Source organism: Bradyrhizobium sp. STM 3562 (assembly GCF_045571435.1).
Classification (GTDB): domain Bacteria; phylum Pseudomonadota; class Alphaproteobacteria; order Rhizobiales; family Xanthobacteraceae; genus Bradyrhizobium.
In genome coordinates this window covers 2,306,845-2,326,872 of the sequence record NZ_CP120694.1, presented here as the reverse complement: position 1 = coordinate 2,326,872, position 20,028 = coordinate 2,306,845, and the positions used below count along the sequence as shown (strand labels likewise).

Genomic DNA, 20,028 nt, shown 5'->3' with positions numbered 1-20,028 from the left:
AATTCAGGTCACTGCTTCGTCAGAATACGCCTCCAGTCGAGAAGGTCGGCGAGAAGCGCGCTCTGCTTTCCTGTCTTCCCAGACTCATCTCCTTTTTATCTTGAGCCCGAACTCGATCAGAAGGCGTATGGCTCAGCCGCCTCGCTTCAGGCAAGATGGAACCCTAGGCCCCTTGTTCGCCTAGGGTCAGCAGGCCACTAGCCGGACATTGACGGGGGAGAGCCCTGACCCATTCCCTGCCAATCGGGAGGGGATCTGGGGCTGCGCTATGCCGAACGCTCCGCGTCAGTCTGCCGTCGCGCCCCATCGCCCAAGCAGGCAGTCCAACGATCGGACGAACTCAGGACTCGATAAAACTTGGGGCAAGGTCAGCTGGTGTCTGTGGACAGCCCAGCTGCCGTCATTCCCGCCGGTAGTCATCCTCGATGCGGATAATATCGTCCTCGCCGAGATAGCTGCCGGTCTGCACCTCGATTAGCTCGAGCATGATCTTGCCGGGATTTTCCAGCCTGTGCACCGCGCCCATGGGGATGTAGATCGATTCGTTCTCGTGCACGGTCTTGACCAGGTCGTTGACGGTCACCCGGGCCGCGCCGCGCACCACGATCCAATGTTCGGAGCGGTGATAGTGCTTCTGCAATGACAGGCGCTGGCCCGGCTTGACGATGATGCGCTTGACCTGGTGGCGCTCGCCATTGTCGACCGACTGGTAGCTGCCCCAGGGACGATGCACCTTGAGGTGATCCACGGTGACCTGCGGTGCCGCGGTCTTCAGCTTTGCCACCAGCCGCTTCAGCCCGTTGGCGTCCTTCTGACGGGAGACCAGCACGGCGTCCTGCGTCGCCACCACGACGAGGTCGTCAACGCCTTCTAGGGCCACTAAGGCCTTGTCGGTCGCGACATTGCAGTTGCGGGAATCCTCGAACACCGCGGCGCCCTGGGCGGCGTTTCCTTGAGCGTCCTTCTGCGACAGCTCCCATACCGCGTGCCAGGAGCCGACATCGGACCAGCCGCATGAGACCGGCACCACGGCGGCCCGCGCGGTCTTCTCCATCACCGCATAGTCGATCGAGATCGCCTTGGCGCTGCCGAAAGCGTCGGCGTTCAGCGTGACAAAGCCGAGATCGCGTCCTGCCTTCGTCACGGACCCGACGACGGCCTCCACGCTTTGCGCATCCAGCTTGCGATATTCGTCGAGCAGCATGGCGGCGCGGAACATGAAGTTGCCGCTGTTCCAGAGATAGCCTGACTTGATGTACTGCTCAGCAGTGGCCTGGTCCGGCTTTTCGACAAATTTCGCGACGCTGCGCACCTCGCCCGAGACCGTCTCGCCCGGACTGATGTATCCATATTCCGTCGCCGCGCGCTCGGGCTCCACGCCGAAGGTCACGATCCGTCCGCTTTCGGCGGCGACGAGGCCCTGGCGGCACGCGGCGAGAAAGGCGGCAGTGTCGCGCACGACGTGGTCGGCGGCGAGCGCCAGCACGATCGCCTCGCCGTCGCGCGTCTGTGCGAACGTCGCGCCAGCCGCAATCGCCGGGCCCGAATCCCGCCGCGCCGGCTCCAGCAGCACGTCCGCCTCGCTGCCGATCTCGGCGAGCTGCTCCTGGACCATGAAGCGGTAGGCGGCATTGGTGATGACGATCGGGCGCTCGAACAGCGCGCTGTCCGACAACCGCGTCAGCGTGTCCTGGAAGGTCGAGCGGGCCCCGAACAGAGGGAGAAATTGCTTGGGACGCCCCTCGCGCGAGGCCGGCCACAGCCGCGTTCCCGCGCCGCCGCACATGATCAGGGGAATGATTCGTCTGCTCATCGGGTCCTACCCCTATTTCCGGTGAAACTCGCCATACCACTTCGCGAAACGTGCGATGCCGACCTCGATCGGAGTCGAAGGCCGAAAGCCGATCTCCCGTTCGAGCGCGGCAACATCGGCATAGGTTGCCTCGACATCGCCCGGCTGCATCGGAAGCAATTCCTTCCTCGCCGTTTTACCCAATTCCTTCTCCAGGAGCGAGACGACATGGGTCAGCTCCTCGGGATGGCTGTTGCCGATATTGTAGATTTTCCAGGGCGCCTTGCTGCTCGCGGGATCGGGTTGGCTGCCGTCCCAAGCCGGCTCGCCCTGTGGCGCCCTGCCGATCAGGCGCACGATCGCCTCGGCGATGTCGTCGATATAGGTGAAGTCGCGGCGCATCTTGCCGTGGTTGAACAGCTTGATCGGCTCTCCGGCCAGGATCGCCTTGGCGAAAATGAACATCGCCATATCAGGCCGGCCCCAAGGCCCATAGACGGTGAAGAAGCGCAAGCCCGTGGTCGGGATCCCGTAAAGATGACTATAGGCATGCGCCATCAGCTCGTTGGCCTTCTTCGAGGCCGCGTAAAGGCTCACCGGGTGATCGACATTGTCGTGCACCGAGAACGGCAATTTGGTGTTCGCGCCGTAGACGGAGGACGAGGAGGCAAACAACAGGTGCCTGCAGCCGTTATGACGGCAGCCTTCCAGCACGTTCAGAAAGCCCTGGATGTTGGCATCGATATAGGCGTGCGGGTGCTGTAGCGAGTAGCGGACCCCTGCTTGCGCGGCCAGATGCACAACTTGAGAGAAAGCGTGTTGCGCGAACAGCGCTGCCGTCGCCGCGCGGTCAGCGAGATCGAGCTTCACGAAAGTGAATTTCGCATCGCGCTTGAGTAGTTCGAGCCGCGCCTCCTTCAGGGTCGGATCGTAATAGTCGTTGACGCTGTCGACGCCGACGACGTCGCGGCCCTGCGACAGAAGCTGTTGCGCGACATGAAATCCGATGAACCCGGCAGCGCCGGTGACCAGGATGGATTGCTGCGGCATGTTTGCTCCGATGCTCAAAGTCGCCACAGCTCGATGCCCGATGGCTTGCGCTGTCGATCGAGCTTCATCTTTACGTCGAAAACGAGGCCCGTGCCGCCGCGCAGCAATCGTTGCACCAGACGCCAGCCGCCCTCGATATAGGCGTCGTGCGCGACCGCCAGAATGACGGCATCGCAGGGATCGAGCTCTTCGATGTCGCGCAACGCAACCCCATATTCCTCGGCGACGCTGCGCGGATCCGCGAGCGGATCGGCGATCTGAACGGTGACGCCAAACGACTGCAATTCGCGCACCACGTCGATCACGCGGGAATTGCGGATATCAGGCACGTTCTCCTTGAAGGACATGCCGAGGACCGTCACCACCGAGCTCCCGCACTTCCGGCGCAACAGCCCGCGAATGCATTCGCGCGCAATCCGCCGTCCCATTTCGTCATTGATGCGGCGACCTGCAAGGATGACTTCGGGGTGGTAGCCGGCCTTCTCGGCGCGATAGGTCAGGTAATACGGGTCGACACCGATGCAGTGGCCGCCGACAAGGCCGGGCTGAAACTGCAGGAAATTCCATTTGGTGCTTGCGGCCGCAAGCACGTCGCCGGTGTCGATATCGAGCGCCTGAAAGATCAGCGACAGCTCGTTCATGAAGGCGATGTTGAGGTCGCGCTGGGTGTTCTCGATCACCTTGGCGGCCTCCGCGACCTTGATCGAGGGTGCCCGATGAATGCCGGCACGAACCACCGATCCATAGACCTCCGCGACGATGTCGAGCGTTTTCCCGTTCTGGGCCGAGACGACCTTGGTGATGGTGTCAAAGCGATGCTTGCGGTCGCCGGGATTGATGCGTTCGGGCGAATAGCCCACGTCAAAAGCCGAACCAACCCTGAGCCCGGAAACTTGCTCGAGAATTGGAACACATTCCTCTTCGACCGCGCCGGGGTAGACCGTCGATTCGTAGACCACAATATCGCCTTGTTTCAGCGCCGCGCCAACCAGGCGCGAGGCCTCGAGCATGGCGGTCAAATCTGGCCTGTTGGCGTCATCAATCGGGGTTGGAACCGTGATGATGAAAAAATCGGCAGACCGCAGCGTATCGGCGTCGGCGGTAAAACTGAGGCAAGCGAGCTTCAGATCCGATGGATCAACCTCCAGCGTGCGGTCCTGTCCCGCCTGCAGCTCCCTGACCCGCGAGGCATCGATATCAAAACCGACGACCGGGCTCCCGCCACGCGCAAATGCCGCGGCGACCGGCAGCCCGACGTAACCCAGCCCGATGACGGCGATCTTCCGGCCGTGTGACATAAAATAATATTCCAGGCTTTCGAGACGCCATTGACGCCGCTCCGCCGACTGTTTAGCCAGCCTATCGTGAAGATCGCAAGGGGTGGAAGCCTGCCGCGTATTAGGGTTACTTCCGCAAGGTCTTCAGGGACATGATCCAAGCCGGAATGGGCGCAAAGCGGGCTCGTTTTGGGTTGTTCGAAACTGTGAGTGAACGCGGTTTTTCTGAATGCGCGGATTTCTGATTTTGACGACGCGGGTCCTGGTGTCGCTGGCGCTGCTTTACCTTGCGCTTCGCGGCATCAATTTCGCCGCTATCCAGGCGCGCCTAAGTCAGATCAACCTTTTGTGGATCGGCTTTGGTGTGCTGGTCACTCTCTTCCAGATCTTCCTTGGTGCACTGCGCTGGCGAGAGATCTCCGACCTCTGTCATGCGCCGCTGACCGACATGCAGGCGTTTCGCTACAACATGATCGGCTCCTTCTTCAACCAAACGCTACCCTCCTCGATCGGAGGCGACGCGGTGCGGCTTTGGCTGGTCAGCCGCAATGGCGCCGGATGGCGCGCGGCAACCTATTCGATATTGACCGATCGCGCGGTGGGACTCATTGCACTCGCGCTCATCATTGTGGCGAGCCTGCCCTGGAGCTACGGCCTGATTAGCGACGCAAACGGTCGGCTCGCGCTCGTTTTCGTCGATTTTGCGGCCCTACTCGGCGGCTTGGGCTTTTTGTTGCTCGGGCGTCTGCCCTGGGTCTGGCTCAAGAGGTGGTGGCCGACCAGGCACATTCACGCCTGCTCGGTCATCGCTAATCAAATCATTTTCAGCCGACGCAGCGGACCGAAAGTCGCGGTGCTCTCGCTGTCCATTCATGGGCTGGCGGTCGTGATCGCATGGTGCTGCGTGCGTTCGATAGCAGCGCCCGCCGATTTCGAGCAGCTTTTCATGCTGATACCGCCGATCATGCTCATCACCATGCTGCCAATCTCGATCGCTGGTTGGGGCGTACGCGAGGCGACGATGACGGTGGCGTTCGGCTATGCAGGGCTGGCGCAAACCGACGGCACGGTGGTCTCGATCCTGTTTGGAGCGATCTCTTTCATCGTGGGCGCGCTGGGCGGATTGGTCTGGATCTTCAGTGCCGAAAAAGCGGCAAGATCCACAGCCCCGATCGAGATTGCACACTTGCACGTTCAAGGTGGCGGCAGCCCATGACCTCCCCACGGGAACACGTCGGCCGTTCTCTATTCGAACGGCCAAAAGAGTTGCAGACGTCACCTATCTTCGCTGAAAGTTGAGCTTTTTTGAGGATACGCGTTTGGCGTCGCCCATCGTCAAGTCTATCATCCAGCTTTACAGGAAGCTCGCGCGCGCATCGCTGAAGCCGAGATCATCCGGGGCGGGATCGCCCGTATCAAGCGGCAAGATCGTAATCGTGAGCCAATATTACGTGCCGTTCCCCAGCACGACTTCGCATTACATGACCGATATCGCCGAGGAGCTTGCGAGAAACAGCAAGGTCATGGTGATCTCGGGCGCGCCCGGTTCGGCCAATGTATCACCGCCTGGTCCAGGCAAACCCGAAATCATCGAGATCAAGAGCTGGTGGCCCGGCAAGGGCGCGCTCGTCTCGCGCTCCTTTGCCGACATTTTGTTCTCGATTCAGGCCCTGCTTGCCGTGCTGAGGCATGCCCGGAGCGAGGACGTGCTGCTCACCGTCACCGCGCCCTTCACCCTGCCCTATGCGGTCGCCCTTGCAGCGCGCCTGCGCAAGAGCGCAGCCGTTCTGATCATGCATGACCTTTATCCGGATTCGCTCATCATGGCGGGCCTCATCCGCGCAAGCTCGCTGCTCGCGCGGAGCTTACGGGCGCTCAACAGGCTGATGTTCGCCCACCTTGCTGGCATCATCATCATCGGCCGCGACATGGCGCCGAAACTGCTCGCCTATCCCAAGGTGAGCGCCGCAAAACTCAGCCTGATTCCGAACTGGGCCAGCATGGCGGCCGGCTATCGCGAGATCAGCGACGACAATCCGTTCCGCCGGCGCGCCGGCGGGCAATTCATCGTCGCGATGTCAGGCAATGCCGGGTACACCCATGATCCGCTCTCGGTGCTTGAAGCCGCACGCCTGCTCCAGGATCGTCAGGACATTCGCTTCCTGTTATCCGGGCATGGCGTGGGCTGGAGCAGGATCAAGGAAATACAGGCGGCATCGCCCAGCCCCAACGTGACCTTGATCGAACGGGTCGCCGAGACCGAACTGGAGGATTTTCTCGCCGCCGGCGACGTCTGGCTCGTGCCCTATCGCAGCAACAATACGGGCGTCTCGGTGCCGAGCCGCATCTACAACATCTTCGCGGTCGGGCGTCCCGCCATCGTCTGTTCGGAGAAAGATGCCGAGGCCGCGCTGCTGCTGGAGGAGGAAGACATCGGCTGGGTGACCCCGCCCGAGAATCCCAGGGCGCTGGCGGACGCGATTCTGCTGGCCGCGTCGGATGCGGGCGAGACCACGAAGAAGGGCCGCCGCGCCGCAGAGGTCGCCAGCCGCTATACCGCGAAAACCTGTTTGGGCGCATATCGCGATCTCATGGAGAGGCTTCTGGCGCACCAGCGCGCGCGCAACCGGCACGGCCTGGAACAGATCGCGCTGCGTCCGCCTGGCTCTTGAGAGGTTGTTGCGATCGCCGTCATGACCAGCCTCGATCATCCTCGCCCGCTGCTCCTCCTTGCCGCACTTGCTTCGGCCCTGATCTGCGCCGCATTGATCGTGCTATTGCGGCCGCTGTTGCAGCGCTACGCGCTTGCCCGCCCCAATGCGCGCTCCTCCCATGTGATCCCCACCCCGCAGGGCGGGGGCATCGCCGTGATCGCCGCGACCATTCTCGTCGCTTGCGGCTATGTGGTCGCGATCGGCCAGGCCATCCCTTTCGTGCTGTTCGGCGCCACCGTGTTCATCGCGCTGGTGGGCTTTGTCGATGACATCAGGACCATCCCCGTACTGCCGCGCTTTCTGCTGCAGGCGGCCGCTGTCGCGGCAATCGTATTCGCGGCACCTTCGGAGCTGCGGATTGTCCCGGTGGTCCCCTTCGGCCTCGAACGCGCGCTGCTGCTGGTGGCCGGGCTTTGGTTCGTCAATCTCGTTAACTTCATGGACGGGCTGGACTTGATGACGGTGGCCGAGCTCGTCCCCACGACCGGCGCCATCGTCCTGTTCGGGTGGCTTGGCGATGTCCCTCTGCTTGCGACCATCATCGCCGCGACGCTCGGCGGCGCCATGCTCGGCTTTGCGCCCTTCAATCGTCCCGTGGCCAAGGTTTTCTTAGGAGATGTCGGCAGCCTGCCGATCGGTCTTTTGCTCGGCTGGTGCCTGCTGCAGCTTGCATGGCATCAGCATGTCGCGGCGGCGCTCCTGCTGCCGCTCTATTACCTTGCCGACGCGACACTCACGCTCTTGAGGCGCATCGCACGACGCGAGCCGTTCTGGGCCGCCCATCGCACGCATTTCTATCAGCGCGCGACCGATAACGGTTTTACGATCTCGCGCGTGGTCGCGGAGGTCTTCGCGCTCAACGTCGTGCTTGCGGCGCTGGCGCTGGCCTCGGTCAGGCTGAATTCGGCGCTTGCCGACATTGTGCTGCTTGTGGCCGGCGCGATCGCGGTCGCGCTCGTGCTCTACCGGTTCTCGCAACGGAGAATCTCCCTTTCCTTGCTCGCTTCGAGGGAATCGGAGTGAGGGATGTTTCGGATAGAGTGCCAATAATTACGCCCGCGTGAGTGCTCCTAGTGTTGTGACTCTAACGCTTGTTTCGCACGGGCGACTTTTTCGAGGATTTCGCCTGCGGACTTGGTCCAGATGAAGGGCTTTGGATCGGCATTGTGGTTTTCCAGGTATTCCATGATCGCGCTTTTCAGTTCGGCGACATTCTCGAAGGTGCCGCGGCGGATGCGGTTTCGAGTGATCTCGGCAAAGAAGCGCTCCACCATGTTGAGCCAAGAGGCCGAGGTCGGAGTGAAGTGCAAATGGAAGCGTGGATGCGCCTTGAGCCAACGCTTTACGGCCGGCGTTTTGTGGGTCGCATAGTTGTCAACGACCAGATGCAGGTCGAGGCCGGGCGGGGTCTGCTGGTCGATCAGCCTGAGAAAGCGAAGGAACTCACGATGCCGATGGCGTGGCATGCACGTCCCGATCACCTTGCCGTCCAGCATGCTGAGTGCCGCGAACAAGGTCGTAGTGCCGTTGCGCTTGTAGTCGTGGGTCATGGTGCCGGCGCGGCCCTTCTTCATGGGCAGACCGGGCTGGGTACGATCGAGAGCCTGGATTTGGCTCTTTTCATCGACGCAGAGGACCAGCGCCTTGTCCGGCGGATTGAGATAGAGCCCGACCACGTCTTCCACCTTGGCAGCGAAGTTCCTGTCGCGCGAGACTTTGAAGGTGTCGACGAGATGCGGTTTCAGTTCGTGCGCATGCCAGATACGCTGGACGCTGCTGTAGGAGAGGCCCACCGCCTTCGCCATGCTGCGCACGCTCCAATGGGTCGCATTTGGCGGCTTCTCGTGCAGCGTCATGTGCACAACCTGCTTGATCTTTTCGGGCGACAACGGTTTGACGCGCGATGGCCGGGTCGCGTCCTTCAGCAGCCCGTCCACGCCTTTCGCCAAGTAGCGCTGACGCCAGCGGCGCACGGTCAGCAGGCTCTTGCCAACCGCCGCCGCAATCGCCTCCGCCGTCAGTCCATCGCTTGCCAGCAACACGATCCGTGCTCTCCAAACCACCTTCTGCGGCGTGTTCCGGCCCCGGACCAGCCGCTCCAGTCGCTCACGATCGGTCGCGCCGACCGCAATCTGTTCGATCTTCCTCATCGGCGCAGACTTGCAGGTTCGCGCCGATTTGTGAATCGTCTGTCAGTGACGGAACACTAGTGCCCTGGTTGGCGCTTCGCCCGCCTAGATACTGGCGCAGCGGTCGTTCTGGGATTGGCGCGTCAGGTCGCCAATATTCCGATCTGGTGCGAAGAGATGCGAAGGCAATAACGGGCGTCGTATTGTACCAACGCTCGCTCCGCCGGCTACGCGCCGATACCGGCGAAAACAAGTAGGTGAGGGACCCGCTACCGGGCGGCGGCGCGCTCCTGGCTTTCGCGAATCGCGTTCAGCTCGGCCTTGGTCCGCGCTGCTTGCTCAGCCGCGGAATCTCGGTTTGGCGGCGGCTCATTCAGGTTCTGCACATACGGTGCAGCAGAGCGAGTTGCTGGTGCGGGACCGGACTGAGGTGAACCGGAGCAAGCAGAGAGCATCTGCGCAATAAGCACTGCGGATGCTGCAGGTGCGGCTGGATTGATGCGGCTCATCCGATCCTCCGTGAGCTTGGCCGGCTAATCTGGAGCGCAGCAGGCAAGCCCAGAATCCAGAAAAGCACACCGTGCGCCGCAGCGACAACTCAGAATGTGACGCGAGTTCAATGAGAAATCCGCCGACGTAGGCACCAGTGACAGGTGCCGATCGCTGCGGCTCCGCGCTGGCCAACGGTCATGCGGCCTGATTTGCTTGACATCATTCAGCAGACTGCGGCGAACTGGTCGTCGCAAGTTTGAACAACCGCCGATTTGGCTTGTCGACGATCCATTTTCCGGAGCCAATACCCGGCCGCTCTACAAGCAACTCCCGGCAAGAAAAGGAAGGTCGCGCAGCGCCAAGGCGTAGCGGGTATCGTCCGGAAATGCGCGTAGATCTGTCCCGGGATCCAGCTTTGCTGAAGCGCCCGATCTCAGGAACATTCGCCAGAATGTAAAAGAAGTGGGTGATGTAAATGCTGTAGGACCGTTTCAAAAACATTGGCCAGGGATGGCCATCCGACACCCGTGTGCACGCATGCCCCGCGCGCCAGCCTTTCCAGCAGCTCTACTATTCTGAATACATCGCGCACATAAATCGTTTCCCGATCGGCCGCCAGCGTGTACGACCAATGCATCTGGGCAGGTGAACAACCTACGAACCCAACAGATTCTCGCGACTACTCCGAGCTCACGCGGCGTTTGAGCCGAATTCCGGCACGGCGTCCTTCAGCACGGTCTGGATGGTGGCAGGATCGTGCCGCTCGATCGCCTGCTCGAGTGCTGCGATCCATTTCTTGAGCGCCTGCATCGGCGGCTCGTTCGGTTTGGCCGCCATCACGCCGGCGACGCCGATATCGACCGGCGGCTCTTCGCTGGCGAACAGGATCTCGTTCAGCCGCTCACCGGGACGCATCCCGGTGAAAACGATCTCGATGTCATGGCCCGGTTGCAGGCCGGACAAGCGGATCATCCGCTCGGCGAGATCAACGATCTTCACCGGCTGGCCCATGTTGAGCACATACACTGAAACGGTCGGCCGGTGCGCGGCGAGCGCGTGGGTGGCCGCCGTGATCACGAGATCGCAGGCCTCGCGAATGGTCATGAAATACCTGACCATCTCGGGATGGGTCACGGTCACCGGCCCGCCCGCCTCGATCTGCGCCTTGAATTTCGGCACCACCGAGCCATTGGAGGCGAGCACATTGCCGAAGCGCACCGAGATCAGCCGCATCGGCCGCGAACCTGCGCTCTGCGCTAGATCGTGATCCAGCGCCTGGCAATACATCTCGGCAAAGCGTTTCGTCAGTCCCAGCATCGAGACCGGCTCGATCGCCTTGTCGGTCGAGATCATCACCATCGCTTCCGCGCCGGCGGCGAGCGCCGCATCCGCAACGTTGATCGATCCGAAAATGTTGGTCTTGACGCCCTCGCTCCAGTCCCGCTCCAGGATCGGCACGTGTTTCAGCGCCGCCGCATGGAACACCAGGTCCGGCTTGAACTCGACCATCAACTGGCGCACGCGCTCGCGATCGCGAATGTCCGCAATCCGCCCATCCACGACCGCCTCGGTCTGCTGCGCGGCAAGCGCCTCGGTGATGCCGTAAAGCGCAGGCTCCGAGTTTTCCAGCACCAGCAAACGCGACGCCCCGAAAGTCACCACGCGATGACAGATTTCCGAGCCGATCGAACCGCCGCCACCGGTGACGATCACCGCCTTGCCCTTCACCAGCGCCTCGAGCCGGGCATAGTCGATGGCCGAGCTCGGCCGCAACAAGAGGTCCTCGACCGCCACCGGCGCGAGCCGCGGCGCGTCGCCGCTCTCCAGCGAGGGCAGACGGCTCACGATCAGGCGCAGCCGCTTGGCGCGCATCAGGAAGGTCTCGGGGCGGGCTTCAGCCTCCAGGGCCGAGGGCATCATCACAGCGCGTGCAATCGGCTTGTTGCGCCGGGCGAAGTCGGCCACGACCTCCTCGATATCGTCCATGCCGCCGAGCACCGGCACGGTGCGGATCAACTGGCCGCGATCGGCAATCGAGGGTGAGAGGATGCCGATCGGCCAGATCCGTTTGACGGCGCCGCTTTCGATGGCGCGCAGGACGATTTCGGCATCGGCCGCGCGGCCGACCAGCAGCGTCGGCGAAGCGTCCTCGGTCATGGCGTGATGGCGCACCCGCGTGTAGCGGAAGTAGCGGTAGGCAAAGCGCAACGCGCTCAGGAATGAGACCTCGAGGAACCAATAGAGGATGATGGTCACCTTGCCGAGGAAGAAGGTGCCATGCATGTTTGGCGCGACCAGGACGTAGTCCATCACCAGGAGAGCGATGGCCAGTACCGTGGCGACGCGCAGAATGTTGAGCGCATCCGGCAGCGAGATGAAGCGCCACTTCGTGGTCGTCAGGTTGAAGAGATAACAGACGACGAGGCTGAGTGCCAAAAAATACGGCAGGATGCGCAGCAGCAGCGGCAGGCGCTCGAAAAACAGCTCGCCGCCTTCGAAGCGCAGATAGAACGCGCCAAAGAGCGCGAGCGCCGTTGCCCCCACATCATGGAGGGCGATCCAGAGATTGCGCAAGGTGAGATGCGACAGACGCGTCATTCAAGGACCAGTTGGCGGGAAAGCGAAAGAGTTCTGCGACGGCGCTCCCGTGCTGCTGATAGCCCATCCCGTGCGCGCTGGAAAGCCGCGCGGGGCCTCAACAAGCGTTGCTTGTACCGGCCTTTTCAGGCGCGCGCGCCTTCAACACCATGCCGCCGGCGACGCCAACACCCACCACGTACATCCACCCTTCGTGGAAATCGAATACATGAGAGTTGAACAGTGACGTGAAGATGTTCTGCACCACGACAAGAAGCCCGATCCAGTTCGCCACGCCCTCGCCGCGGAACAGGAGCAGGTGCAAGAGCCACATCGCGTAGAGGACGACGATGCCGGTCACGCCCCATTGCACGGCAACGTTCAAGGTCTGGTTATGTGGATTGCTGACGACCTGCGCGGCCGCGAGACCCGCAGGCCCCGTCGCCGCCGCCTCGAAAAGGCCGCGGGTCGATCCGGTGCCATGGCCGACGATCGGCGCCTCAGCGAAGAACTTGAGCGACTTGCGATAGTATTCAAGCCGCTCGCCCATCGAAGTGGGCGTGCCGTGCTCCATGTAGAGCTGGTAGTCGCGTTTGAAGCTGTTGACGGTCGCCTCCAGTTGCGGCGAGACAAACCAGGCGACCACACCGACGGCGGCCGCCGCACACAGGATCATCAGCGTGGTGCGCCAGCGCAAGTGCAGGACGCCAAATACCGCAAGCATGATCGGCATCGTGACTAGCGCCGTGCGCGAGACAATGACGAAAGCCATATTCGCGATGAAGCTCAATGCGAGAACGCAGAGCAGCAGCGCCGGCACGGTCTTCTTCGCGCGCAACAACATAACGACTGGATAGGCCAGGGCCACCGCGCAAAGCGCAAACTCCTGGCTCTGGTCGATATAGTTTTTAACGAAAATTCCGCGCGAGGCGACGTCCTTGGCCTTGAGCGTCAGGTCGGGAAAGAAGGTAACCGTCCAGGACGCCACCACCATGACGGTGCAGGACACCAGGAAGGCGATGAAAACCCACAAGCCGCGCTCTGAGCGCTCGAAATGATAGAGCAGGAAGGGAAGCACGAGGAGCTTTGCCGTCGGGCCGACGGCGTAAAGCCGCGCCCCCCAAGCGGCGTCCGACCACAACGTTCCCACCAGCGCCAGCAGGAACAGGGTGATCGGGACCCAGCTGATCGGCCGCTGCACCGTGCGCACGAACGCGCGGACCTCGAAGAACGGCAACATCGCAATGACGATCAGAGCGCCGAATATTCCGACCAGCGAGGTCGACCAGGGCAGCGATAGCGCCAGCAGGATCACGAGGATGTCGACGGTCCTGATCCAGGCCGCCGGATCGCGCAGCTTGCCTTGCAGCGACAATTTCGGAGTCTCGGCAATCACCGTCACGCCAGCTCTCCCTTCGCGCGATTGACCAGCGATGTCGTGGAAAAACCCGGCACGATATCGACCAGCATCACCGTGCCGCCGCCCGCTTCGACGATCTCGTGCCCGACCACCTGCTCGCGGGTATAGTCGCCCCCCTTCACCAGCACGTTTGGTTTGACCTGGCTGATCAGCCGAAGTGGCGTATCCTCGGTAAAGATGGCAACGAGATCAACGGCCTCGAGCGCGGCCAGCACTTCCGCGCGCGCCTGTTCATTCTGCAGCGGACGCCCCTCCCCCTTCAGGCGGCGCACCGAGGCGTCGCTGTTGAGCCCCACAATCAGCCGGTCACAGGCGGCGCGCGCTTCCGTCAGCACCCTGACATGGCCGGGATGCAGTATATCGAAACAGCCGTTGGTAAAGCCGATCCGCAACCCCTGCTTGCGCCATTCCATGAGCTGCGCGTCGAGCTCAGCCTCCGAGGCGATAAGCTTCTCCTCCGCCGCGAGAAAGGCGTGCGGCAGGATCTTCCGCCGCAACTCGGTCGCGGTCACGCTCGCCGTTCCCTGCTTGCTGACCGCGACTGCCGCGGCGGCATTGGCCATCCGCAGCGCGGTCTCCCAATCCGCGCCCGTCGCCAGCACGGCCGCGAGCACCGCGGCCACCGTATCGCCGGCGCCGGAGACGTCGCGCACCCTGACCGGATGCGCCGGCACGTGGATGGCCTCGCCCTTGCGCGGCACCAGCGTCATGCCGTGCTCGCTCTGCGTCACCAGGATCGCTTCGCAATCGGCGAGCTGCATCGCGTCCCTGGCGGCCTGCGCGATGCTTTCCGCGCTGTCCGCCCGGCTGCGGGTGGCTTCCGCAAACTCCTTGCGATTGGGCGTGAGCAGCGTCGCGCCCCGGTAGATGGCGAAATTGGCGCTCTTGGGATCGACGATCACGCGCTTGCTCAACTTGCGCGCCGCATCGATGATGTTGCGGATCACCCGTGCGGTGAGGACGCCCTTGGCATAGTCAGAGAGCAGGACGATATCGGCGCGCGCAACGAGCGGCAGCACCGCATCGATCAGTTTCTGCTCGGTTGCACCGCCGGCGGGTGCCGCCAGTTCCCAGTCGGCACGCAGCATGTGGGTGGAAAAGTGCTCGGAGACGAAGCGCGCCTTCCGCGTGGTCGGCCGCGCCGGATCCGCGATCAAGACGCTTTCGATGCGCTCCTCCCGCTCAAGCGCCGCCTTCAATTGCGTCCCCGTCTCATCCTCGCCGATCAGGCCGACGAAGATGCAAGACGCGCCCAGGCTTGCGATGTTGCGCGCGACATTGCCCGCGCCGCCGATATTGATCTCACTGCGCTGGACCGCAATCACAGGCGCCGGCGCTTCCGGAGAGATGCGCGATACCTCGCCATAGACGAATTCGTCGAGCATGAGGTCGCCGATGCAGAGCACCGTCTGGCGCGCGATCGCGTGCGACAAGGCGTCAAAGTCGAACATCGGGCTCCGTCATGTCTTATATTTCAGCGGAAACGGTCGGTGGCATCGAGATAGCCCCTCACGTAAAGTCCAACCGCCTCCTCCAGCGCCGTGAAGCCGCCGTTGTAGCCGGTGGCACGCAGCCGATCGACCTCGCTCTGCGTGAAGTATTGGTAACTGCCGCGGATCTGCTCGGGCATGTCGATATACTGGATGTTGGGCTCAAGCCCGAGCGCGGCATAGGCCGACAGCATCAGATCCTTGAAGCTGCGCGCGCGCCCGGTACCGACGTTGAATAGGCCGGAAACGGAAGGGGTGGCGAGCAGCCATATCACCACCCGCACCACGTCATCGACATAGATGAAATCACGCCTCTGATCGCCGTCACCGATCCCCTCGCGATGCGATTTGAACAGCTGCACCGGCCGCCCGGCCTTGATGTCCTCAAAACGGCGCGCCAGCACACTTGCCATCGCCCCTTTGTGATATTCGTTGGGGCCGAAGACGTTGAAGAATTTCAGGCCCACCCATTGCGGCGGCAGCTTCTCGCCTTTTTCGGCGCGCGCCACCACCGCCATGTCGAACAGATGCTTGCTCCAGCCATAAAGGTTCATCGGACGCAGCCGCTTCAGCGCCGCGAGCGAGGGGTCGTCGCGAAAGCCTTGCGCGCCGTCGCCATAGGTCGCGGCGGAGGAGGCATAGATGAACGGCGTCGCGCTCGCGGTGCAGCAGTCCAAGAGCCGCATCGAGAGATTGAAATTGGTCTGGATCACGACATCACCATCGACGGCGGTGGTCTCGGAAATCGCGCCGAGATGGATCACCGCGTCGAGCCGCCGGCCCTTCAGCCACGCGTCCAATTCGGACGGCGGCACGAAGTAAGCAAGCTGACGCTTAGCGAGGTTACGCCATTTCCCTTCCTGGCCGAGCAGGTCGCAAACGGCGATGTCCGTGCGGCCGGCATCGTTGAGCGCCGCCACCACATTCGATCCGATAAAACCGGCGCCGCCGGTCACCAGCAACATTCCATTCCCTGCCTTGACTTGGGTGCCGCCAGCTTTGCCCCAGTCTCGTCCCGCAAGCAACTTGACCAGTCAACGCATAAACCGAAAACTTGACGAACTGTGTTCTGCAACGATCGTGGAAAGCGCATCCGTACTTGGGAACCTGATGATCGCGATAGGCCTGCCGAGCTTCGGCTTTACCTGGCGCCGCCGAGCGGCTACGGAGGCCGAACTCATGGCGCTTAAACAATGAATTTTTATTCACCAGATCCGGAATTGCGGATGGACCGGGAGGATGCCAGCCCGATCTTGATTATCCCCTACATGTGGATCGGCGACTTCGTCCGCGGCCACACGGTGGTGCGCGTGCTTAAGGAGCGCTGGCCGAATCGGCCAGTGGACATGCTGACCACCTCACTTTGCGCACCGCTGCTCGATTATATGCCCGGCGTGCGGCAAGGTGTCATCTGGAACCTGCCTCGCGGCCGGCTCGCAATGGCCCAGCAATGGGCCCTGGCGCGCCTTCTGAAGGCGCGGGGCTATCGGACCGCACTTGTCATGCCCCGCACCTGGAAATCGGCCCTGGCGCCCGCGCTGGCGGGTATTCCGGAGCGGGTCGGCTTTGTCGGGGAGGCGCGCTTTGGCGTGCTCAACCGCTGGCGCTGGGGCGAAAGGGCCCTGCCCCGCATGATCGACCAGCAAGCTGTGCTCGCGCTGCCCGAGGGCGCGCCGCAGCCCTCGGAATGGCCGCTTCCACAGCTTGAGGTTCCGGCCGACGAGGTCGTGCGGTGGCGACAGATGCACGCTCTGAGTGACCGACCGGCCATCGCACTCGCCCCCGGCTCCGTGGGCTCGGGAAAGCGCTGGTCCTATTACCCGGAAGCCGCGCGGCTCCTCGCCGCGCGCAGGCTCGACGTCTGGGTGGTCGGCGGCCCCGGCGAGAAGGCTGTCGCGGCCGAGATTGTGGCCGCCGGCGGAGCAAGGGTTCGCGATCTGACCGGTACAGATTTGCGTAACGGCATCTTGGCCCTGGCGGCGGCGAGCGTCGCGATTTCCAACGATTCCGGCCTGATGCATGTGGCCGCGGCCTTGGGTACACCGACCATGGGCATTTTCGGCCCGACCGATCCCTATCTCTGGGGGCCGCTGAACGGGCTCGCGGCCACCATCCAGACCAAGACTGTCGTACCCTGCCAGCCCTGTCACCGGCCGGTCTGCCGGCTGAAACATCATCGCTGCATGCGGGATATTCCTGCCGAGGATGTTGCGGCGATTGCGGAGCAGGTTCTAGCCGAGGCTGTGGCCAAGCACGCGCGTTGAGATCTCTCCTGCTTGCGCTCTCGCCACGCCACCGGTAGCAAGGCGTAACGCGAGTTATGGGTGCGCCTTGAACGAACCAGCGAAAGATCTGACCGGCATCGGCCAGGCGAGGTTGAGGCCCGCAGCCTTCCTCGACCGCGATGGCGTGATCAATCACGACGACGGCTATATGGGCACGAAGGAGCGGATCCGCTGGATGCCGAACGCGGCCAAAGCGATCCGGCGCCTCAATGAGGCCGGCTATTTCGTGTTCTTCTTCACCAACCAGTCGGGCGTGGCGCGCGGCTTTTTCACCGAAGAGGACGTAAAAGTCCTGCACGCCTGGATGTGTAGCGAACTGGCCGCGCAGGGCGCGCAAATCGACGATATCCGCTATTGCCCGCATCACCCTGAAGGAACTGTCGCCGGCTATCTCGAGGCGCACCCCTGGCGCAAGCCCGCGCCCGGCATGATCCATGATCTGATGGAGCACTGGCCAGTGCGGCACGAGGGCAGTTTTGTCATCGGCGATAGGCCGACGGACATCGAGGCGGCGCAGGCGGCGGGCCTGCCCGGCTTCTTGTTCGCAGGCGGCGATCTCGATGCGTTCGTCATCGACGTCATCGCTCAAACGAGCGTCCGATAGACGCTGGCGATACTGTCCGCCTCGACGTCGAGACTGAATTTTTCTAAGACGCGCTGCCGCGCGCGCACCCCCATCGAGGTCGCGGATACAGGATCGCGCATCAAGGGCTCCAGCGCCGCCAACAGCGCGTCCACATCACCCGGTGGCGTCAGCACGCCGGTCACCCCGTCCTCGACCACGAGCTCCGCCGCACCGGCGCGCGAGGCGACCAGCGCCGCGCCCGCCGCCATCGCCTCGATCAGCGTCAATCCAAAACCTTCGTTGCGCGAAGTGAAGGCGTAGATCGTGAGGCGCTGATACCAGCGTTGCACCTGCGCGATCGGCAATTCGCCTAAGATGAGGATGCGCGATTGCAGCCCCGCCGCCTCGATGCGCCGTTTCAGGTCATTGGCGAACACCGTCTGCTCCGGCGTGATCGCGCCGACCAGCACGGCGGTGAAATCGGGATAGCGGGGCAACAGCCGGCACATCGCCTCGACAAAGACGTCACTGCCCTTCTGCGCCCGCACCCGGCCGAAGCAGCCGATCGCATAACGTCCGGCCAGTCCGCTCTCCGCAAACGCCGCGGCGCGATCCTGCGGCGGTGCATAGACGTCGGTGTCGACACCATGGGGAATGACGGTCACCTTGCGCTTCAGGTAGGACGCCGAGAGATCGCTGGTCGCAATGATCGCGTCCATCCGCGAGATCAGCCAGCGCGTGATCCAGGTGTGATGGCGCTGCGCGGCCGAGGTGAACACGAGCTTTACGCGCCAGCCGAGCGCGCGCAGCAAGACGCCTGCGATCATCTCGTTGTTGCGCCGCGCATGCCAGATGAGCGGCCGCTCGCGGCCCCAGAGCTTGAGAAGATCAAGCCCGCCGAGCGGCGCGATGCCGTCAGGACGATTGGAACCGAACCATGCCGCGCGCAGGCGCTTGGCCAATTTCGGCGCCACCATGCGGTTGGTGGCCGTCACGCCGGAATAGCGCCTATGCAGGTTCGGCACGATGAGTTCGAGATCGGCCAGATCGTTCTTACTCGGCACACAACACTCCGTTTTCGGCTCGGTCTCCTATACGCAACATTAAGCATAGAGACCAGTTCGCCCCTCCCCGAAACCCCGCTTTCACCGCGATCCGGCTAGCATCCGCGCGCTTTTGGACGATGGGTTTACGGATTGAGCTAATGAGCGTGCTTGTTACCGGCGGGGCCGGCTATGTCGGAAGTCACACCGTTCGCGCGCTGTATGAGGCGAACGAAAAGGTGGTCGTGATCGACAATCTCTCCACCGGGTTTTCCGCGCATCTGCCGGAGGGCGTTCCGCTTTTCATTGGAGATGCCGGCGACGAAAACCTGGTCGATGGCGTGATCGCCCAGCACGACGTCGACACCATTATGCATTTCGCGGGATCCATCGTGGTACCGGAATCGATGCGCGATCCGCTGCTGTATTATCGCAACAACACCATGACCACGCGCAGCCTGCTCAATGCCGCGGTCAAGCGCGGCATTGAGCGCTTCATCTTCTCATCCACCGCAGCTGTCTATGGCGATCCGGAGCAGGTGCCCGTGCCCGAGCACGCGCGGACGCGACCCTTGTCGCCTTACGGCTCCTCGAAGCTGATGACCGAGATCATCCTGCATGACGTCGCCTCCGCTTACGGCATGAACTATGTCGTGCTGCGTTATTTCAATGTCGCAGGCGCCGATCCGCTGGCCCGCATCGGGCTCGCAACCATCGGCGCCACGCATCTGCTCAAGATCGCGGTAGAGGCGGCAACTGGACAGCGCGCCAAGATCGACGTGTTCGGCACCGATTATCCGACTGAGGATGGAAGCTGCATCCGCGATTTCGTCCATGTCAGCGATCTCGCGCAGGCGCATCGCGCGGCACTCTCTTATCTGCGCACCGGCGGCGCCTCGGTGACCCTCAATTGCGGCTATGGCCGCGGCTATTCCGTGCTGGAGACCATCGAGGCGGTGCGGCGCGTCTCGGGACGCAATTTTGCGGTGTCCTATGCGCCGCGGCGCGAGGGCGACATCATGACCATGGTCGCCGATGCCAGCCGCATCCGCGCGACGCTCGATTGGACGCCGCAATACGACAACATCGAAACCATCGCGGCGCACGCGCTCGCCTGGGAGGAAAAGCTGTTGCGCGAGGGCAGCGGCAACATCCAAGAGGCGGTCTCGGCGTAATATCACGGCCTGTGCAAGC

Annotated in this window: 15 protein-coding genes; 6 read left to right on the top strand and 9 right to left on the bottom strand. The window is 62.8% G+C overall.

The genetic code is table 11. The features are described 5' to 3' along the window. Positions 1 to 400: 400 nt before the first annotated feature. Genes P6U23_RS10680 through P6U23_RS10670 form a run of 3 tightly spaced genes read right to left on the bottom strand, consistent with a single transcriptional unit; the run spans position 401 to position 4,140 of the window. Complete coding sequence (locus P6U23_RS10680) at positions 401 to 1,813, bottom strand: mannose-1-phosphate guanylyltransferase/mannose-6-phosphate isomerase (protein WP_407179636.1); 1,413 nt, start codon at positions 1,811 to 1,813, stop codon at positions 401 to 403. A 12-nt stretch (positions 1,814 to 1,825) separates the two neighbouring features. Next, complete coding sequence (locus tag P6U23_RS10675) at positions 1,826 to 2,842, bottom strand: NAD-dependent epimerase (RefSeq protein WP_407179634.1); 1,017 nt, start codon at positions 2,840 to 2,842, stop codon at positions 1,826 to 1,828. Positions 2,843 to 2,856: 14 nt separating this feature from the next. After that, on the bottom strand, positions 2,857 to 4,140 hold the full coding sequence (locus P6U23_RS10670; protein WP_407179632.1) for a nucleotide sugar dehydrogenase: 1,284 nt from the start codon (positions 4,138 to 4,140) through the stop codon (positions 2,857 to 2,859). 208 nt (positions 4,141 to 4,348) lie between these two features. Here P6U23_RS10670 and P6U23_RS10665 point away from each other — a divergent pair, with 208 nt between their 5' ends. The 3 genes from P6U23_RS10665 to P6U23_RS10655 all read left to right on the top strand — a co-directional run bounded on the left by P6U23_RS10665 (position 4,349) and on the right by P6U23_RS10655 (position 7,856). After that, the gene (locus tag P6U23_RS10665; RefSeq protein ID WP_407179631.1) at positions 4,349 to 5,335 is read left to right on the top strand and encodes a lysylphosphatidylglycerol synthase transmembrane domain-containing protein; all 987 of its coding nucleotides are present in this window, start codon (positions 4,349 to 4,351) and stop codon (positions 5,333 to 5,335) included. A gap of 103 nt (positions 5,336 to 5,438) precedes the next feature. Continuing rightward, a complete protein-coding gene (locus P6U23_RS10660; RefSeq protein ID WP_407179630.1) occupies positions 5,439 to 6,791 on the top strand; it encodes a glycosyltransferase family 4 protein in 1,353 nt (450 codons plus the stop codon). Between the two features lie 21 nt (positions 6,792 to 6,812). Further along, entirely contained in the window at positions 6,813 to 7,856 is a 1,044-nt protein-coding gene (locus P6U23_RS10655) for a glycosyl transferase (protein ID WP_407179628.1), read from the top strand. 47 nt (positions 7,857 to 7,903) lie between these two features. Here the strand turns inward: P6U23_RS10655 and P6U23_RS10650 are convergent, their stop codons facing one another. The 5 genes from P6U23_RS10650 to rfaD form a co-directional block, all read right to left on the bottom strand. Continuing rightward, positions 7,904 to 8,983: an IS630 family transposase gene (locus tag P6U23_RS10650; protein ID WP_407174502.1), complete on the bottom strand. Its 1,080-nt coding sequence runs from the start codon at positions 8,981 to 8,983 to the stop codon at positions 7,904 to 7,906. A gap of 1,161 nt (positions 8,984 to 10,144) precedes the next feature. Beyond that, positions 10,145 to 12,052 carry an SDR family NAD(P)-dependent oxidoreductase gene (locus tag P6U23_RS10645; RefSeq protein WP_407179626.1) on the bottom strand — a complete coding sequence of 636 codons (1,908 nt, stop codon included), beginning with the start codon at positions 12,050 to 12,052 and terminating at the stop codon, positions 10,145 to 10,147. 97 nt (positions 12,053 to 12,149) lie between these two features. After that, the gene (locus tag P6U23_RS10640; protein WP_407179624.1) at positions 12,150 to 13,433 is read right to left on the bottom strand and encodes an O-antigen ligase family protein; all 1,284 of its coding nucleotides are present in this window, start codon (positions 13,431 to 13,433) and stop codon (positions 12,150 to 12,152) included. Continuing rightward, positions 13,430 to 14,902, bottom strand: coding sequence for a D-glycero-beta-D-manno-heptose-7-phosphate kinase (rfaE1, locus tag P6U23_RS10635; protein ID WP_407179622.1), 1,473 nt, complete (start codon positions 14,900 to 14,902; stop codon positions 13,430 to 13,432). Before rfaE1 ends, P6U23_RS10640 begins: the two co-directional genes overlap by 4 nt. A 23-nt stretch (positions 14,903 to 14,925) precedes the next feature. Next, positions 14,926 to 15,906, bottom strand: coding sequence for an ADP-glyceromanno-heptose 6-epimerase (rfaD, locus tag P6U23_RS10630; protein ID WP_407179621.1), 981 nt, complete (start codon positions 15,904 to 15,906; stop codon positions 14,926 to 14,928). Between the two features lie 228 nt (positions 15,907 to 16,134). On the opposite strand from rfaD, the gene waaF reads away from it, so the two are divergent. Together waaF and P6U23_RS10620 are read left to right on the top strand one after the other, a co-directional pair. Further along, entirely contained in the window at positions 16,135 to 17,205 is a 1,071-nt protein-coding gene (gene waaF / locus P6U23_RS10625) for a lipopolysaccharide heptosyltransferase II (RefSeq protein WP_407179619.1), read from the top strand. 67 nt (positions 17,206 to 17,272) lie between these two features. Beyond that, positions 17,273 to 17,830, top strand: coding sequence for a D-glycero-alpha-D-manno-heptose-1,7-bisphosphate 7-phosphatase (locus tag P6U23_RS10620; RefSeq protein ID WP_407179617.1), 558 nt, complete (start codon positions 17,273 to 17,275; stop codon positions 17,828 to 17,830). Here the strand turns inward: P6U23_RS10620 and P6U23_RS10615 are convergent. Then, positions 17,812 to 18,855: a glycosyltransferase family 4 protein gene (locus P6U23_RS10615; RefSeq protein WP_407179615.1), complete on the bottom strand. Its 1,044-nt coding sequence runs from the start codon at positions 18,853 to 18,855 to the stop codon at positions 17,812 to 17,814. The two genes, P6U23_RS10620 and P6U23_RS10615, sit on opposite strands and share 19 nt — an antisense overlap. A gap of 140 nt (positions 18,856 to 18,995) precedes the next feature. Between P6U23_RS10615 and galE the strand changes: the two genes are divergently transcribed. Beyond that, complete coding sequence (galE, locus tag P6U23_RS10610) at positions 18,996 to 20,009, top strand: UDP-glucose 4-epimerase GalE (protein ID WP_407179614.1); 1,014 nt, start codon at positions 18,996 to 18,998, stop codon at positions 20,007 to 20,009. Positions 20,010 to 20,028: the final 19 nt, after the last annotated feature.

What these genes read in the sequence shown, in the direction of transcription:
- P6U23_RS10665 (WP_407179631.1), top strand. Translation starts at nt 4,349, where the DNA reads ATGCGCGGATTTCTGATTTTGACGACGCGGGTCCTGGTGTCGCTGGCG.
- P6U23_RS10675 (WP_407179634.1), bottom strand. Translation starts at nt 2,842, where the DNA reads ATGCCGCAGCAATCCATCCTGGTCACCGGCGCTGCCGGGTTCATCGGA.
- P6U23_RS10650 (WP_407174502.1), bottom strand. Translation starts at nt 8,983, where the DNA reads ATGAGGAAGATCGAACAGATTGCGGTCGGCGCGACCGATCGTGAGCGA.
- P6U23_RS10680 (WP_407179636.1), bottom strand. Translation starts at nt 1,813, where the DNA reads ATGAGCAGACGAATCATTCCCCTGATCATGTGCGGCGGCGCGGGAACG.
- rfaE1 (WP_407179622.1), bottom strand. Translation starts at nt 14,902, where the DNA reads ATGTTCGACTTTGACGCCTTGTCGCACGCGATCGCGCGCCAGACGGTG.
- P6U23_RS10645 (WP_407179626.1), bottom strand. Translation starts at nt 12,052, where the DNA reads ATGACGCGTCTGTCGCATCTCACCTTGCGCAATCTCTGGATCGCCCTC.
- P6U23_RS10670 (WP_407179632.1), bottom strand. Translation starts at nt 4,140, where the DNA reads ATGTCACACGGCCGGAAGATCGCCGTCATCGGGCTGGGTTACGTCGGG.
- rfaD (WP_407179621.1), bottom strand. Translation starts at nt 15,906, where the DNA reads ATGTTGCTGGTGACCGGCGGCGCCGGTTTTATCGGATCGAATGTGGTG.
- galE (WP_407179614.1), top strand. Translation starts at nt 18,996, where the DNA reads ATGAGCGTGCTTGTTACCGGCGGGGCCGGCTATGTCGGAAGTCACACC.
- waaF (WP_407179619.1), top strand. Translation starts at nt 16,135, where the DNA reads ATGAATTTTTATTCACCAGATCCGGAATTGCGGATGGACCGGGAGGAT.
- P6U23_RS10655 (WP_407179628.1), top strand. Translation starts at nt 6,813, where the DNA reads ATGACCAGCCTCGATCATCCTCGCCCGCTGCTCCTCCTTGCCGCACTT.